At 65.8% G+C, this 15,146-nt stretch carries 11 protein-coding genes and 2 tRNA genes; 9 read left to right on the top strand and 4 right to left on the bottom strand.

The window, feature by feature from the left end; all coding sequences use genetic code 11:
- Nucleotides 1–48: 48 nt before the first annotated feature.
- Together EBB56_RS06115 and EBB56_RS06110 are read right to left on the bottom strand one after the other, a co-directional pair.
- Entirely contained in the window at nucleotides 49–3,129 is a 3,081-nt protein-coding gene (locus EBB56_RS06115) for an efflux RND transporter permease subunit (protein ID WP_124803362.1), read from the bottom strand.
- 3 nt (nucleotides 3,130–3,132) lie between these two features.
- The gene (locus EBB56_RS06110) at nucleotides 3,133–4,254 is read right to left on the bottom strand and encodes an efflux RND transporter periplasmic adaptor subunit (protein WP_124803360.1); all 1,122 of its coding nucleotides are present in this window, start codon (nucleotides 4,252–4,254) and stop codon (nucleotides 3,133–3,135) included.
- Between the two features lie 229 nt (nucleotides 4,255–4,483).
- On the opposite strand from EBB56_RS06110, the gene EBB56_RS06105 reads away from it, so the two are divergent.
- From EBB56_RS06105 to nadA, 7 genes are all read left to right on the top strand, one after another.
- Complete coding sequence (locus EBB56_RS06105) at nucleotides 4,484–6,325, top strand: DEAD/DEAH box helicase (protein ID WP_124803358.1); 1,842 nt, start codon at nucleotides 4,484–4,486, stop codon at nucleotides 6,323–6,325.
- A 235-nt stretch (nucleotides 6,326–6,560) separates the two neighbouring features.
- Nucleotides 6,561–7,640, top strand: coding sequence for a ScpA family protein (locus EBB56_RS06100; protein ID WP_260425307.1), 1,080 nt, complete (start codon nucleotides 6,561–6,563; stop codon nucleotides 7,638–7,640).
- The gene (gene scpB, locus EBB56_RS06095; protein ID WP_124803356.1) at nucleotides 7,637–8,629 is read left to right on the top strand and encodes an SMC-Scp complex subunit ScpB; all 993 of its coding nucleotides are present in this window, start codon (nucleotides 7,637–7,639) and stop codon (nucleotides 8,627–8,629) included. The genes EBB56_RS06100 and scpB overlap by 4 nt, the downstream gene beginning before the upstream one ends.
- Entirely contained in the window at nucleotides 8,626–9,495 is an 870-nt protein-coding gene (rluB, locus tag EBB56_RS06090) for a 23S rRNA pseudouridine(2605) synthase RluB (protein WP_045991996.1), read from the top strand. Before scpB ends, rluB begins: the two co-directional genes overlap by 4 nt.
- 69 nt (nucleotides 9,496–9,564) lie before the next feature.
- Nucleotides 9,565–9,640 (top strand) — tRNA-Lys (locus EBB56_RS06085).
- 41 nt (nucleotides 9,641–9,681) lie between these two features.
- Nucleotides 9,682–9,757, top strand: a tRNA-Lys gene (locus EBB56_RS06080).
- A 482-nt stretch (nucleotides 9,758–10,239) separates the two neighbouring features.
- Nucleotides 10,240–11,268: a quinolinate synthase NadA gene (gene nadA, locus EBB56_RS06075; RefSeq protein WP_045992009.1), complete on the top strand. Its 1,029-nt coding sequence runs from the start codon at nucleotides 10,240–10,242 to the stop codon at nucleotides 11,266–11,268.
- A gap of 204 nt (nucleotides 11,269–11,472) precedes the next feature.
- On the opposite strand, the gene EBB56_RS06070 is transcribed toward nadA, so the two are convergent.
- On the bottom strand, nucleotides 11,473–13,035 hold the full coding sequence (locus EBB56_RS06070) for a M48 family metalloprotease (RefSeq protein ID WP_239452522.1): 1,563 nt from the start codon (nucleotides 13,033–13,035) through the stop codon (nucleotides 11,473–11,475).
- A 147-nt stretch (nucleotides 13,036–13,182) separates the two neighbouring features.
- Here EBB56_RS06070 and EBB56_RS06065 point away from each other — a divergent pair, with 147 nt between their 5' ends.
- Together EBB56_RS06065 and EBB56_RS06060 are read left to right on the top strand one after the other, a co-directional pair.
- Nucleotides 13,183–13,425 (top strand): sulfurtransferase TusA family protein, encoded by a 243-nt coding sequence (locus tag EBB56_RS06065; RefSeq protein ID WP_045991997.1) that lies wholly within the window; start codon nucleotides 13,183–13,185, stop codon nucleotides 13,423–13,425.
- Nucleotides 13,422–14,543, top strand: coding sequence for an AI-2E family transporter (locus tag EBB56_RS06060; RefSeq protein ID WP_045991998.1), 1,122 nt, complete (start codon nucleotides 13,422–13,424; stop codon nucleotides 14,541–14,543). Before EBB56_RS06065 ends, EBB56_RS06060 begins: the two co-directional genes overlap by 4 nt.
- A gap of 94 nt (nucleotides 14,544–14,637) precedes the next feature.
- Here EBB56_RS06060 and EBB56_RS06055 read toward each other — a convergent pair whose 3' ends face one another.
- Entirely contained in the window at nucleotides 14,638–15,114 is a 477-nt protein-coding gene (locus EBB56_RS06055) for a peroxiredoxin (protein ID WP_045991999.1), read from the bottom strand.
- Between the last annotated feature and the right edge of the window lie 32 nt (nucleotides 15,115–15,146).

Below are 15,146 nucleotides of genomic sequence, written 5' to 3'. Positions count from 1 at the left end.
GGCCCTCGCGGGTATCGCCCGCGAGGGCCTTGTCTTGCAGTCACCTTCCTATAGGGGGCAGGTTCCGGTAGGCCCCTTGACTGGCGACGGAGGATGGATGCGGAACAGGGTGGCGTAGATCACCGGCAGGATCACCAGGGTCAGCAGGGTGGCCGCACCCAGACCGAACACGATGACCACCGCCATGGAGGCGAAGAAGGCGTCGCCGAACAGCGGGATCATGCCCAGCATGGTGGTGATCGCCGCCATGGACACCGGCCGTACCCGGCTGATGGCGGCGGCCATCACCGCATCGAAGGGCGCCTCGTACAGCGGCATCTGAATCTTGATCTCCTCGACCAGCACGATGGCGTTCTTGAGCACCATGCCGACCAGGCTCAGGGTGCCGAGCAGCGCCATGAAGGTGAAGGGGGCGTTGAAGGTCAGAAGACCGCCGACGATACCGATCACGGTCAAGGGCACGATGGCCCAGATCGCCAGCGACTGGCGCAGGTTGCCGAACAGCAGCATGGTCAGGATGAACATGCCGAGGATGCCCAGCGGCAACAACTTGAACAGCGCCTTCTTGGCGTCACGCGAGGTCTCGTCCTCGCCGCCCCAGCCCAGGTGGTAGCCCTCGGGGAGATCGATGGCCTCGATCTGGGGCTTGAGCCGCGCAAGGATGTTGGCCGCCGTCTCGCCGGACAGCGGTAGCGGCTCGGCGTAGACCGCGAGCATGCGCTGACGGTCGCGACGCTTGATCAGCGGATCATGCAGCTGGGTCTCGAGCGGCCCCAGCACACTGCCGGCGCTGATGTAGGTCTGCTGCTCGGCGCTCCAGACGTTGAGGCTGGCGATGTCGTTGAGGCCGTAGCGCTCTTGCCGTTCATCGCGCAGCACGATGGGGATCAGGTCGGAGCCCTCGCGGTAGACGCCGGCCATCTGGCCGTCGTTGTGGATCAGCAACGCCTGGTGCAGCGCCTGGCGGGTGACGCCGACGCGCCGCGCCTGCTGCTCGAGAAACTCAGGCGTCAGCTCCTCCACCCGATTGCCCCAGGACAGGCGGATGCTGTCGACGAAGGGCTCGGCGCGGAACACCTCGCTGACCTCGGTGGCGAGCTTGCGCAGGGTGTCCGGGTCCGGGCCGTACAGGCGCGCCTCCAGGCTGGCCTTGGCCGCAGGACCGACCTGCAGCGCCTGGACCTTGTACTGCACCTCGGGATAGTCATCGCGCAGCAGGGTGATGATCTCGGCCATACGGCTTGCTCGGCTGTCGAGATCCTCGGTCTCCACGATCAGCTGGCTATAGCTCGCGTAGCGGTCCTCGGGTGAGTAGGTCAGGGTGAAGCGCTGGGCGCCGCCGCCGATCACGCTGGTCACGTGGGTGACCTGGTCCATCGTCGCCACCTGGGCCTCCAGGCGCGAGGCCACCCGCTCGCTCTCGAGAATGTCGGTGCCCTCCGGCATCCACACATCGACGAAGAACAGCGGTGTGGTGGAATCCGGGAAGAAGGCGTTCTTGATGTTGGAGGACAGCGCGAAGGCGCCGACCAGCAGGCCCACGCAGACCGCGATGGTCAGCCAGCGAAAGCGAATGCCCTTGTCGACCAGCCAGCCGAACAGCTGGAAGATCACTCCCTTGTAGGGATCCTCGTGACTGTCGCCGTCGCCGATCTCACGATCCTTGAAGAAGATGTCGAAGAAGAAGGGGGTCAGCGTCAGGGCGGTGATCCAGCTCAGCAGCAGTGAATAGAACAGCACCCAGAACAGCGAGCCCACCAGTTCGCCGGTGGCGTCCGGCGACAGGCCGATGGGGGCGAAGGCGGTGATGGCGATGGCGGTGGCGCCGAGCAGTGGCAGCCAGTTCTGGCCGGCCACCTCCTTGGCTGCCTCGAGCTTGCTCTTGCCCTTGCCAAGGCCGATCAGCATGCCCTCGGTGACCACGATGGCGTTGTCCACCAGCATGCCCAGGGCAATGATCAGGGCCCCCAGCGAGACCTTCTGCAACTGCAGGCCGTGGGCGGCCATCAGCATCAGCGTGCCGAGGATGGTGATCGACAGGATCAGCCCCATCAGAAGGCCGGAGCGCAGGCCCATGAACACCAGCAGCACCACGATGACGATGCCCACCGACTCCATCAGGTTGATGACGAAGCCGGACACCGCCTCCTTGACCACCTGGGGCTGGTGGTAGACCGGGGTCAGCTGCATGCCCAGAGGCAGGCGGGATTCCAGTTCGGCCAGGCGGGCGTCCACCGCCTCTCCGACCTTGACCACGTTGACCCCGGACACGAACGACAGGCCAAGCGAGATCGCCGGCTTGCCGTCGGCATGGTAGAGCTGACCGGGACGGTCGGTGAGCGCGCGCGTCACCGTGGCGATGTCGCCCAGGTGCACCGGGTTGGCGCCGGGGCGACCGACGATCAGGTCCTCCAGCGCCTCGACGCTTCTGAATTCGCCGCTGGGCTGCAACGAGATGATCTTGCCGTGTCGACGCACGCTGCCGGCGTCGGCTACCGCGTTCTGGGCGTTGAGCAGGCCGATCAGCGCATCCGGGGGAATGTTCAGAGCCTGCATGCGCTCGCGGTTGAGCGAGATGGTCACCTGCTCCGGGCGATCACCGGCGATCACCACCTTCTTGACGCCTTCGATCAGGCGCAGTTCGCGCTGCAGGAAGTCGGCCTGATTCTTCAGGTCGTAAAGGCTGTAGTCATCGCCGGACAGGTTGAACAGCAGACCGTAGACGTCGCTGAAGTCGTCCACCACCAGCGACTCCGAGGTGCCGGGGGGCAGGCCCGCCTGGGCATCGCCGATCTTGCGCCGAAGCAGGTCCCAGTACTGGGGCAGGGCCGTGCCCTGGACGTCGGTGTCGAGCTCCACGGTGATCTGGGAGAGCCCGGCGCTGTTCACCGAGCTGACCCGCTTGAGGTTGGGGATCTCCTGGATCGCCTTCTCCAGGCGCAGCGTCACCTCTTCCTCGACCTGCTGCGGGTTGGCGCCGGGGTAGGCGGTGCTGACCAGCGCCATGCGGATGGTGAAGTCGGGAAACTCCAGCTGCCCCAGGCCCAGAAAGGAGACGATACCGCCCACCGACAGCAGGATCGTGACCATCCAGCTGATGGTCTTGTTGCGCAGAAAATAGCCGACCATGACCTAGAGCCCCTCTTCCTGGGTCCAGGCGGTGACGCGAAGACCTTGGCGCATCAGATGGGCGCCGGCGCCGACCAGTCGGTCGCCGGCCGCCAGGTCGCCGGCGATGAAGATGCCGTCGTCGCTGGCGGTGCGGACCTCTACCGGTACCGCTTCCACCTTGCCCGAGGCTTCGTCGTCGGCGATATAGCGCCACACCACCGTGGCCTCGGGGTCGTCCTCCAGCGTGACCACGGTGCCCAGCGGCACCCGCCACAGGCCGTCGCTTTCGCCGGTCAGGGCGTTGAGGTCCATCGATACCACGGCGCTCATGCCGGCCAGCACGTAGACGTCGTCCGGCGTCGGCAGGGTCAGGGTGACGGTGTAGCTGAGGGTGCCGCTGGAGGCGCGGGTATCGTGCTCCTTGTAGCGCGCGGGGAAACGACGCTCGTCATCGCCGAAGCGCACCCAGGCAACGCTGTCGGCCTTCTCGAGGGCGGCACGCACGCGTTCCAGATCGAGCTGGCGGATCTGCTGTTCGGGCAGGTCGAAGGTCACGTCGATATTGCCGGGCTGCTGCAGCACCGCGATGGTCTGCTGGGGGGCCACCACCTGGAAATTGTCCACCGGCACGCTGGCGATGACGCCGTCGAAGGGCGCCTTCAGCTCGGTGTAGCCGAGCTGATCCTTGGCCAGGTCGAACTGGGCCTGGGCCGACAGGAAGGCCGCCCGGGCTTCATCGAAGGCGGCGCGGCTGATGGCGCCTTTTTCCAGCGATATCTGCATGCGGCGGTAGGTCGCCAGCGCCAGGTCGTAGCTCGACTGGGCGTTGGACAAGGCGTTGCGGGCGTCGCGGTCGTCGAGCAGGGCGATACGCTCGCCACTGGTCACCGCCTGGCCGGCCTGGACGTTCAACTCCTTGAGTTCCCCGCCGATGCGAAAGGCCAGGTCGGTGCGTTCGGAGGCCTCGACCACACCGGGGTACCGAGTCAGGGACCGATTGCCCATCTCGTCCAGGGTAAGCAGCTTGACCGGGCGGGTGACCTGCTTGGCCAAGGGCGGATCTCCCTCGGAGCAGCCCTGCAGCAGGGGCAGACCGGCAAAGACGAGCAGGGAGGCCATCTGACAGAGTTGGCGAAGCGACATGGCTGAGTCCTTGAAGACGGAGCCGCTTGACGTGCGGCGTGACTCGCCGAGGCCGGTGCCCCAGGGCTGCCCGGAGGGTGGGGGAGGGGCAGGCCCTGTTGTGGAGCATCGAGCGCTTGGCGTAGAGTGCGTCGGTTCGACGCGCAGGCGCCTATGCTACTGGCGCCGAGTGCACGCTGATGTGCCCTGGATCAATATTTGCCGAACCCTGCAGAGTAAAGGCGTCGTCATGCCCCAGACCGAGTCCCGGCTCCCGCCATCGTCGCCTCCCGCCTCCGTCAGGCCAGAACTGCGGCCCTATCAGCACGAGGCGGTGAAACGCGTCATTGGTCACTTTCGTCAGTCCGACGAGCCCGCGGTGGTGGTGTTGCCCACCGGCAGCGGCAAGTCACTGGTCATCGCCGAACTGGCCCGCCTGGCCCGGGGGCGGGTACTGGTGCTGGCCCACGTGCGTGAGCTGGTCGAGCAGAATCATGCCAAGTACCTGGCCTACGGCCTCGAGGCGGACATCTTCAGCGCCGGACTCGGGCGCAAGGAGAGCGCTCGCCAGGTGGTGTTCGGCTCGGTGCAGTCGGTGGTCCGCCACCTGGACGCGGTAAGTGACGAGCAGAACGCCCATGGCCCCTTCACCCTGCTGGTGATCGACGAGTGTCACCGGGTATCGCTGGACGCGGACTCCTCCTATCGGCGGGTCATCGACCATCTGCGTTCTCGCAATCCCTCGCTCAAGGTGCTGGGATTGACCGCGACTCCGTATCGGCTGGGCCAGGGCTTCATCTACCACCGCCACCACCACGGCATGGTGCGCGGTGACGCGGACAGCTTCTTTGGCGACTGCGTGTTCGAGCAGCCGCTGCGGCTGATGGTGCGCCAGGGCTACCTGGCAAGCCCGCTCAAGGTGGATGCGGCGGTGGCCCGCTACGACTTCTCGCAACTGTCGCCGGGGACCGGCGGGCTATATCGCGAGGAAGATCTCAATCGCGTGGTGGCCGGGCACCGGGCCACGCCGGGCATCATCGCCGAGGTGATCGAGCGGGCGCGGGAGTGCGAGGGTGTCATGCTGTTTGCGGCAAGCGTGGCCCACGCCGAGGAGATCCTCGGCTATCTGCCGGCACAAGCCTCGGCACTGATCACCGGCGATACCGACAGCGACGAGCGCACCCGGCTGATCGAGGACTTCAAGGCGAAACGGCTCAAGTACCTGGTCAACGTCTCGGTGCTGACCACCGGTTTCGATGCGCCCCATGTGGACCTGATCGCGATCCTCAGGCCTACCGAGTCCGTCGGCCTGTACCAGCAGATCGTCGGGCGAGGGCTCAGGCTCTCGCCCGGCAAGCGCGACTGTCTGATCCTCGACTACGCTGGCAATCCCTGGGACCTGTATGCGCCGGAGGTGGGCAGTCCGCGGCCGGACAGCGACAGCGAGCCGGTGCAGGTGCCCTGTCCACTGTGTGGCCACGCCAACCTGTTCTGGGGCAAGCGCGACGGCGAGCTGGTGATCGAACACTTCGGCCGTCGCTGCCAGGGCCTGGTCGACGCCGAAGGCAGGGCGCTGGCCGCCGCCGAGCCAGGGGCGCGCCAGTGCGATTTTCGTTTTCGCTTCAAGACCTGCGGCGACTGTGGCGCCGAGAACGATATCGCCGCCCGACGCTGCCATGGGTGCCAGACGCTGCTGGTGGACGCCGATGACAAGCTGCGCGAGGCCTTGAAGCTCAAGGACGCCAGGGTGCTGCGGGTCAGCGGCATGCTGCTCGAGTCCACCGTCAATGGGCGGGGGCTGCCGCGGCTCAAGGTCACCTACCATGATGAGGACGGCGCCACCCTGGCCGAGTGGTTCGCACTGGAGACGCCCGCCCAGCGGCGGGCCTTCGAGGCGGTGTTTCTGCGTGATCACGCCCGGGCGCCCGGTGTGCCCTGGTCGCCGACGTCACCCGATCAGGTATGTCGCGAGCAGCAAAGGCTCAGGGCCCCGGATTTCGTGGTCGGGCGCAAGGTGGGGCGTCACTGGCAGGTGCGTGAAAAGCTGTTCGACTATCGCGGCCGCTATCGCACCGCCGACAGCGCCGACTGAAGCGCCGCCTGACGCACCGACTGGGCCTCGCTGATTTAGCCAGATCGCGCGGAGCTTGATAGACTGGGGGATTGGTGGCGCCTCGGTCCAAGCGGCCGCATCCTCCCTTGTTCATCGTAACCACTACCATGGCAACCTAGGTCCCCCACGCGTGAGCGACTCGCCGACGACACAACAACCCCAGGGTGGGACTGACGAGGAAGGTGCAGCGACTCGGCCTGACACCGAGGGCGATTTGCAGGCCCAGGCCGGTGCTGCCCCTCACGCCGAGGTCGAAGCCCACGCCCAGGTGCTGGGACGCCTGTTCGATGAGCCGATCACCGAGCTGCCCGAGGATCTGTACATTCCCCCGGAGGCGCTCAGGGTCTTTCTCGAGACCTTCGAGGGACCGCTTGACCTGCTGCTCTATCTGATTCGCCGGCAGAATCTGGATATCCTGTCGATCAATGTGGCCGCCATCACCCACCAGTACATCGAGTACGTGGAACTGATGAAGGCCATGGAAATCGAACTGGCCGGCGAGTACCTGCTGATGGCGGCGATGCTGGCCGAGATCAAGTCGCGCACCCTGCTGCCGCGTCCGCCCAGAAGCGAAGACGGTGACGAGGATGAAGACCCCCGCGCCGAGCTGATTCGCCGCCTGCAGGAGTACGAGCGGCTGAAGCTCGCGGCCGAGGCCCTGGCGGAGTTGCCCCGGGTTGGACGTGACTGGTTTCCTGCCCGGGCGGCGCTGCCCCCGGTGGAGGCCCGGGTCATCCATCCGGACGTCGAGCTCGATGAATTGCTTGGCGCACTGGCCGGCATTCTGCGCCGGGCCGAACTCAACCAGGCCCACCAGATCGAAAGTGAAGTACTGTCGACCCGGGAGCGCATGCTGGCGATCATGGAGCGCCTGACCCATGAGCACTACACCCCCTTCGAGGCGTTGTTCTCGCTTGATGAGGGCAGGGCCGGGGTGGTGGTGACCTTCATGGCGATCCTGGAACTGGCCAAGGAGGCGATGATCGAAATCGTCCAGAATGCGCCGATGTCACCGATCCACGTCAGGGCGAGGTTGGCCGAGGACGGCGACGAAGATCCGTACGAAGGGCTTGAGGACGAGGGCGAGAGCGCCTTCGACGACGAAACCTTCGACGACGAAACCTTCGGCGATACCTTCGGTGATGCCTCTGATGATGCCTTTGATGATAGCGCCGCCGAGGACAGCGCTATTGACGACGAGGCGGGCGACGACAGCGCCTTCGATGATGCTGGTGAACCGGATGGGCGTATCGGTCAGTCGGTTGACAAGACACAGGGAGATGAGCCCGCATGAGCGTGATGGAGACGCCCGATGCGTTGGACGACATCGTAGAGGCGGCGCTGCTGGCCGCCGGCCAACCGCTGGCGCTGGACCGCCTCGAACAGCTGTTCGATGAACACGAGCGCCCGCCGCGACGGGCGCTCAAGGAAGCGCTGGAGCGATTGTCGGAGCGTCACCTGAGAGGCGCCATGGAGCTGATCGAGACCGCCTCCGGGTACCAGCTGCGCATTCGCCCGCGGCTGGCCAACTGGGTCGCCCGGTTGTGGGATGAACGCCCCCAGCGCTATTCCCGGGCGTTGCTGGAGACGCTGGCGCTGATCGCCTATCGTCAGCCGGTGACCCGGGGCGATATCGAGGAGGTCCGCGGGGTCACGGTGAGTGGCTCGATCATGCGCACCCTGCTCGATCGTGGCTGGATTCGCGTGGTAGGGCACCGAGACGTGCCGGGACGCCCGGCGGTGTTCGCCACCACCCGTGGCTTTCTGGACGATTTCGGGCTCAAGACCCTCGACGAACTTCCGCCGATGCACGAGCTCAAGCAGTTCGAGCAGTTCGACACCGAGGACGAGCCACCGCCTCCGCCCTCGGCGCTGCTGGCCCAGGCCGACGAGCCGCTGGACGACGATGGTGAGACCGCCGAGGGTGAAACTGCCGAGGGTGAACCCACTGAAGATGGAAGCGCTGAAGATGGAAGCGCTGAAGTTGGCAGCGCTGAAGCTGCAACCGAAAGAGGCGAGACCGAGGAAGGCGAGGCTGTATCGCCCGATCAGGATGAAGTGACGGCTTCCCGCGAGGAAGCCGAGACGACGGCGGGCCAAACGCCCGACGTCAATCAACCGACGGCCGGGACGGCCGACGACGAGCACGCCGGGATGGCGTCCGAACGGGCTCGCCTGAGCTTTGCCGATCTGGAAGCCAGGCTGTCCGAACGCGCCCGGGGCCGCGTCGATGATGACGCTGCCTCGGGGGTGGAACCCACAGAGAGTGAGAACGACGAATGACGACCACCAGCGAAAAACTGCAGAAGGTGCTGGCGCGTGCCGGCCTGGGATCCCGCCGGGAGATGGAGGCCGCCATCGCCGATGGCCGGGTCAAGGTCAACGGCAGCGTGGCGACCCTGGGCGACCGAGTGGAGGCCCGTGACCGGGTCAGTTTCGATGACCGACCGATCACCCTGCGCGCCGCCGACGAGGTGCCAAGGCGGGTGATCATGTACAACAAGCCCGAGGGCGAGCTGTGCACGCGCAAGGATCCAGAGGGGCGGCGTACGGTATTCGACCGCCTGCCGCGCCTCAAGGGCGAGCGCTGGATCGCGATTGGCCGCCTGGACATCAACACCAGCGGGCTGTTGCTGTTCACCACCGACGGCGAGCTGGCCAATCGGCTGATGCATCCTTCCACCGAGATCGAGCGCGAATACGCGGTGCGAGTGATGGGGGAGGTCAAGCGCGAGCACGTGGTGGCCATGGTCGAAGGCGTGATGCTCGAGGATGGCCCGGCACGCTTCAGCGACGTCCAGGAGTTCGGTGGCGAGGGCATCAACACCTGGTTCCACGTGGTCATCATGGAAGGCCGTAACCGCGAGGTCAGGCGTCTGTGGGAGTCCCAGGGGCTGACCGTCAGTCGCCTCAAGCGGGTCCGCTACGGCAACATCTTCCTCGACAAGCGGGCCAAGGCCGGCGAGTGGACCGAGCTTTCCCAGGACGAGGTCGACGACCTGGCCGGACTGGCGGGACTCGAATCGCGCAAGGTGCCTGAGTTGACGCCGGACGAGAAGAATCGCTGGAGCCGCGACAAGAACAAGCGTCGCCCGGTGCACACGATGAAGCGTGGCGGCAAGCCGGATCGCGGCGACAAGAAGCGCTAAAGATACGGTAATCGAAAAAAACACTTGCGTCGAAAGGGGCATATCCGTAATATCTGCACCCGTTCGGAAGGGTCGTTAGCTCAGTTGGTAGAGCAGTTGGCTTTTAACCAATTGGTCGTAGGTTCGAATCCTACACGACCCACCATCCGAACCTGTGCATGGTCAGGACGATGTCCTGCCATGATCGGGTCGTTAGCTCAGTTGGTAGAGCAGTTGGCTTTTAACCAATTGGTCGTAGGTTCGAATCCTACACGACCCACCAGATTCACGGCCCTCGCTGCTTGCAGCGGGGGCCGTTTTTCGTGTGCGCAGTCCGCGGTTGGAGCCGCCGCCGCAGCCACGACGGCGCTGTCAGCCTGAACAGAGCGTTCCTCAAGCGGCGCGAGTACGCCGCGCCGACGGCGTCGAGCCGATGCCATCGTGTCGGCAGGGAGTCGAGAACAGGTATGCCGCAGGCGCAATCTTGCGCCGATGCCATGCGTGGAGACTCGGCATAACCGTCCGCCTGCGTTAAACTGTCAAGTGACTCGCCGCTGCGATAGACGCATGGGCGAGGGAGAGAACCACCGGCAGCGGGTCTGGAGCGGCAGTGACGCCTTTCCAGCGCCGCATCAGGAGTCGCCGCTGGCGCTATCGGCGCCGGGCTCCACGCTCGAGGGTTCTCCTGGCGTGTCGCCGAACGGAGCGTTCGCGGCACTGTCCCATCAGCAGGGGGATCCCCTGTCGATCACAGTGGTAGACACGATGACGATCATGACTTCTCGCGCCGAGATCAGAGAGCATCTCGCGCGCCCGTACTGCCCTACCCGTATTCCCTCGGAAGACGCTGCGCGCGTCGAAGAGATCAAGCGCCTGCTCAAGGCTCACAATGCCGTACTGGTGGCGCACTACTACACCGATGACGCTATCCAGCAGCTGGCCGAAGAGACCGGCGGCTGTGTCGCCGATTCGCTGGAGATGGCGCGCTTCGGTGCACGCCACGAGGCCGATACGCTGGTGGTCGCCGGCGTGCGCTTCATGGGCGAGACCGCCAAGATCCTGTCACCGGAAAAGCGCGTGCTGATGCCGACCCTGGAGGCCACCTGCTCGCTGGACGTGGGTTGCCCGGAGGACGAGTTCGCGGCCTTCTGCGACGCCCATCCGGATCGCACCGTGGTGGTCTATGCCAACACCTCGGCGGCGGTCAAGGCGCGTGCCGACTGGGTCGTTACCTCCTCCATCGCGGTGGACGTCATCGAGCACCTCAAGGCCAGGGGCGAGAAGATCCTGTGGGCCCCGGACAAGCACCTGGGCGGCTACATCCAGAAGCAGACCGGCGCCGACATGCTGCTGTGGGACGGCGCTTGCATCGTCCACGAGGAGTTCAAGGCCAAGGGGGTCGAGGACCTCAAGTCGGTCTATCCGGACGCTGCCGTACTGGTGCACCCGGAGTCGCCCGAAGCGGTGGTCAGTCTGGCCGACGTCGCCGGTTCCACCTCCCAGTTGATCAAGGCGGCCAAGGAGCTGCCCAACGAGCAGCTGATCGTCGCCACCGATCGCGGCATCTTCTTCAAGATGCAGCAGGCGGTGCCCGACAAGACCCTGTTCGAGGCCCCGACGGCGGGCAATGGCGCGACCTGTCGAAGCTGCGCCCACTGCCCGTGGATGGCGATGAACGCCCTGGACAATCTGGCCGCCGCGCTGCGAGAGGGCAGCGGTGAAATCCAGGTCAGCGACGCCCTGCGGACCCAGGCGCTTAAGCCGCTGACGCGTATGCTGGAGTTTCAGGCCTGAGGCCAGCCGTTACTTTTCCTGGTGACACCCCGCGCCCACGCCCACGAGCCCACGCCCACGAGAGAGTCTCGTGGGCGCTTTTGTTCCTGGGCCGAGTCGTCTGTGGGCTGGCGGGCCTGAGCGTTGCGTCGCCTGAGCACTGTGTCGCCTGAGCACGGTGTCGTCACCGCGTCGATCGCTGCCGGGCCCAGCGGAACTTCCGGCTCAGCGGAATTTCTCCATGGTCCGGCGGTAGTCGAGGAAGGCGTCTCGACGACGCTGAATGCTTGACCTGGCGTTGAGGTCGCCTTCGCGCTCGGCCATCGCCTCGGCGACCTCCAGCTGGCGAATGGCGCGATCGATCTCACCGGTCAGCTGCAGTTGCTCGGCTCTGGCCAGATGGCCCCAGGCTTCGCGGCCACTGCGCCCGGCGGCTTCCGCCAGCAGCCCGAACACGGTGGGGTCCTCGGGACGGCGCTGGGCCAGTTCGTGGAGTTCCCGGTAGGCCGCGTCGGGGTCGCGCTGCAAGAGCGCCTCGCCCAGCAGCTGGCTGGTCGGTGGGTAGCCTGGCATCAGGCGCAACTGACGCCGGGCACGCTCGATGGCCTCGTCGACGCGCCCGCCTTCCAGCGCCACCTGGACGGCGCTGGCGGGCAGCAGGGCGGTATCCGGGTGGGCCCGTGCCAGGCCGTCGAGCGTATTCAGTGCCGAGCCGGTCTGGCCGGCCCGGGCGTCGATCAGCGCCTGCAGATAGCGCTGGGCGTCCGCCGGCGCCTGGTCCTGGCGCATCACCGTCATCGCCTGGCCGGGCGCACGCTCGTGGATCGCCAGCAGTGCCCGGGCACGGATGAACTGGTACTGCAGTTCATCCGGTGCCGAGCCCGTCACCCGGGTCTGGTTGACCCTGGCCTGGGTGTCGCTGATGCGTGATTCGGTGATCGGGTGGGTCAGCAGGAATTCCGGCGGAGTGCCGCCCTGGAGGCTCATCAGGCGTTGCATGGAGCGAAACATGTCGACCATCGCCTGGGGCTCGTAGCCCGCGCTGGCCATGGCCTGCAGGCCGATGCGGTCGGCCTCTTCCTCGTAGCGACGCGAGTAGCGAAGCTGGTCCTGGATCATCGCCGCCTGGCTGCCGGCCAGGGCCGCGATGCCGGCGTCACCGGCGCCGCTGGCGGCCAGGATCAGGCCCGCCAGCATGGTGGCCATGGCAGGCACCTGGGTCTGCTCGGCGCGTGCCTTGCTACGGGCGTAGTGGCGCTGTGACAGGTGGCCCAGCTCGTGGGCCAGTACCGAGGCCACCTCGGCCTCCTGGTCGGCGAAGGCGAACAGGCCGGTGTTGACGCCGACCACGCCGCCGGGGACGGCGAAGGCGTTCAGGGTCTTGTTGTCGACCAGGGTGATGGTGGTGTTGATGCCTCCCAGGTCGCTGTAGGGCACCAGGCGGCCGACCAGCGTCTCCACATAGTGCTGGGCCAATGGGTCGCGCCATTCCGGCACGTGGGCGCGAAACTGGCGTAGCCAGGCACGTCCAAGGCGGGTTTCCTCGCCGCTGATGGCGTTGCTGCCGGTGGACATCAGCGAGGGCAGGTTCAGCTCCCTCGGCTGATCGAGCAGGGTGCCTTGGTCCAGATACTGGGCCTGGACTGTGGTGGCGTTCAGGCTCAACGCAAGCGTCGACGCCAGGGCTAGGCCCGGCATCGGGCGCCAGCGGCCACGATGCCAAGGCGATGCCTGACGGCGTGCCCGCGCGGGGCGAGCGGTGACGGCAAACAGCGTGCGCTTGGGCATCGAAATCCTCGTCGATAGCGTTGGAGGGGGTTGCCTTGGGACATTGATTCAGCCGGAAAAGTGCCTTTAAATCGCAAGGGCTCGCCCCTCGGGGCAACGGCGCTGCGATGTGCAGCGATCCGATATCGCATTCTCTCGGGAGAGATCATGGCAGTGCAACCTGACGATGTGCTAGATGCGTGCGGACTTCCGTGTCCGCTGCCGCTGCTCAAGGCGAAGCAGGCGCTGTCGCGCCTGTCGCCTGGGCAGGTGCTGGAGGTCAGGGCCACCGACGCCGGTTCCTGGCGAGACTTTGAAAGCTTTGCCGAGCACAGCGCCCACGTGCTGGAAGGGCGTGAAGAACGCGACAAGGTCTATGTCTACTGGTTGCGCAAGGCGGGTGATGCATGAGTCTGCGTAGCGTATTTCGTGGCTGGGTCGATCACTACTTCTCCGATGAAGAGGCGGTGCTGCTGCTGGTGTTGCTGGTGGTGGGGCTGGCGGTGGTGATCTGGCTTGGCCAGATGCTGGCGCCCTTTCTCACCGCGCTGGTGGTGGCCTTTCTGCTGCAGGGCGCGGTCAACGCCCTGACGCGACGCAAGGTGCCACACCTGGTGGCGGTCATGACGGTCTTTCTGGCCTTTGTCGGGGTGCTGCTGGCGTTGGCGCTGATCCTGCTGCCGTTGATCTGGAACCAGCTCGCCAGCCTGATCCAGGAAGCGCCGCGGATGTTTGCTGCCGGCCAGCAGATGCTGGACGACCTGCAGATGAGCTACCCCCAGCTGATCACTCCGGACCTGGTCCAGGACTGGATCGCCGTGCTCAGCCGCGAGGCGACCCAATTGAGCCAGCGTGCGCTGACGCTGTCGCTGGCGTCGCTCGGCAATGTGCTGGGACTGCTCATCTACCTGGTACTGGTGCCGATCCTGGTGCTGTTCATGCTCAAGGACCGTGACCGTCTGGTGGGCTTTACCGTGTCGCTTTTGCCGGCCAAGCGTGACCTGATGACCCGGGTGTGGAAGGAGATGGACTGCCAGATCGCCAACTATGTGCGCGGCAAGGCCACCGAGATCGTCATCGTCGGTAGTGTGACCTTCTTCACCTTCGCCTTCTTTGGCCTTCCCTATTCGGCGCTGCTGGCGGTACTGGTGGGTTTTTCGGTGCTGGTGCCCTACATCGGCGCCGCGGTGGCGACACTGCCGGTGGCGGCGGTGGCGGGCTTTCACTTCGGACTGGGCGACCAGTTTCTCTATGTGATCGTCGCCTACGGCGTGATCCAGGCGCTGGACGGCAACGTGCTGGTGCCGGTGCTGTTCTCCGAGGCGGTCAATCTGCACCCGGTGTCGATCATCCTGGCGGTGCTGTTCTTCGGCGGCGTCTGGGGCTTCTGGGGGGTGTTCTTCGCGATCCCGCTGGCGACCCTGTTGAAGGCGCTGGTCTATGCCTGGCCTCGCGGGATCAAGGAGCGCAGCATGGCAAGGTTGCCGCCCCACTCTGACGCAGGTACAGGGACCGGCACCGACGGCTGAGCCCTGCTCTCTAGGCGAAACACAATGCCCGGCCAATGGCCGGGCATTCGTTCTTTGCCGGGGAGGACGAGGCTTGCATCCGTGGGCCGGCGTGTCAGGACTGGGCGTGCAGTTCGCGGGCGGCTTCCAGCACTTCTTCCACGTGGCCCTTGACCTTGACCTTGCGCCACTCCCTGGCCAGGCGACCTTCGCTGTCGATCAGGAAGGTGCTGCGCTCGATACCCAGGTGCTCCTTGCCGTAGAGCTTCTTGAGCTTGATGACGTCGAACAGGCCACACACGGCTTCGTCCTTGTCTGATATCAGCTCGAAATTGAAGCCCTGCTTGGCCTTGAAGTTTTCCTGGGCACGGATGCCGTCACGGGAGACGCCGATGACCACGGTGTTGGCGCCGTCGAAGTCTGCCTTGTGGTCACGAAAGTCGCCGCCCTCGGTGGTACAGCCGGGGGTGCTGGCCTTGGGGTAGAAGTAGATCACCACCTGGCGACCGCGCAGTTGCGACAGGGTGATGGTGTTGTCGCCGGTGGCGCTGGCGCTGAAGTCGGGGACCGGCTCGCCGATGGACACTGTCATGGTGGCTCCAGAATCGCAAAAATAGGCGTCCG

Origin of the sequence: Halomonas sp. YLB-10 (assembly GCF_003856855.1) — a bacterium.
Taxonomy (GTDB): Bacteria; Pseudomonadota; Gammaproteobacteria; order Pseudomonadales; family Halomonadaceae; genus Halomonas; species Halomonas litopenaei.
The sequence above is the reverse complement of the archived record's forward strand: the minus strand, read 5'-3'. Positions and strand labels throughout refer to the sequence as shown.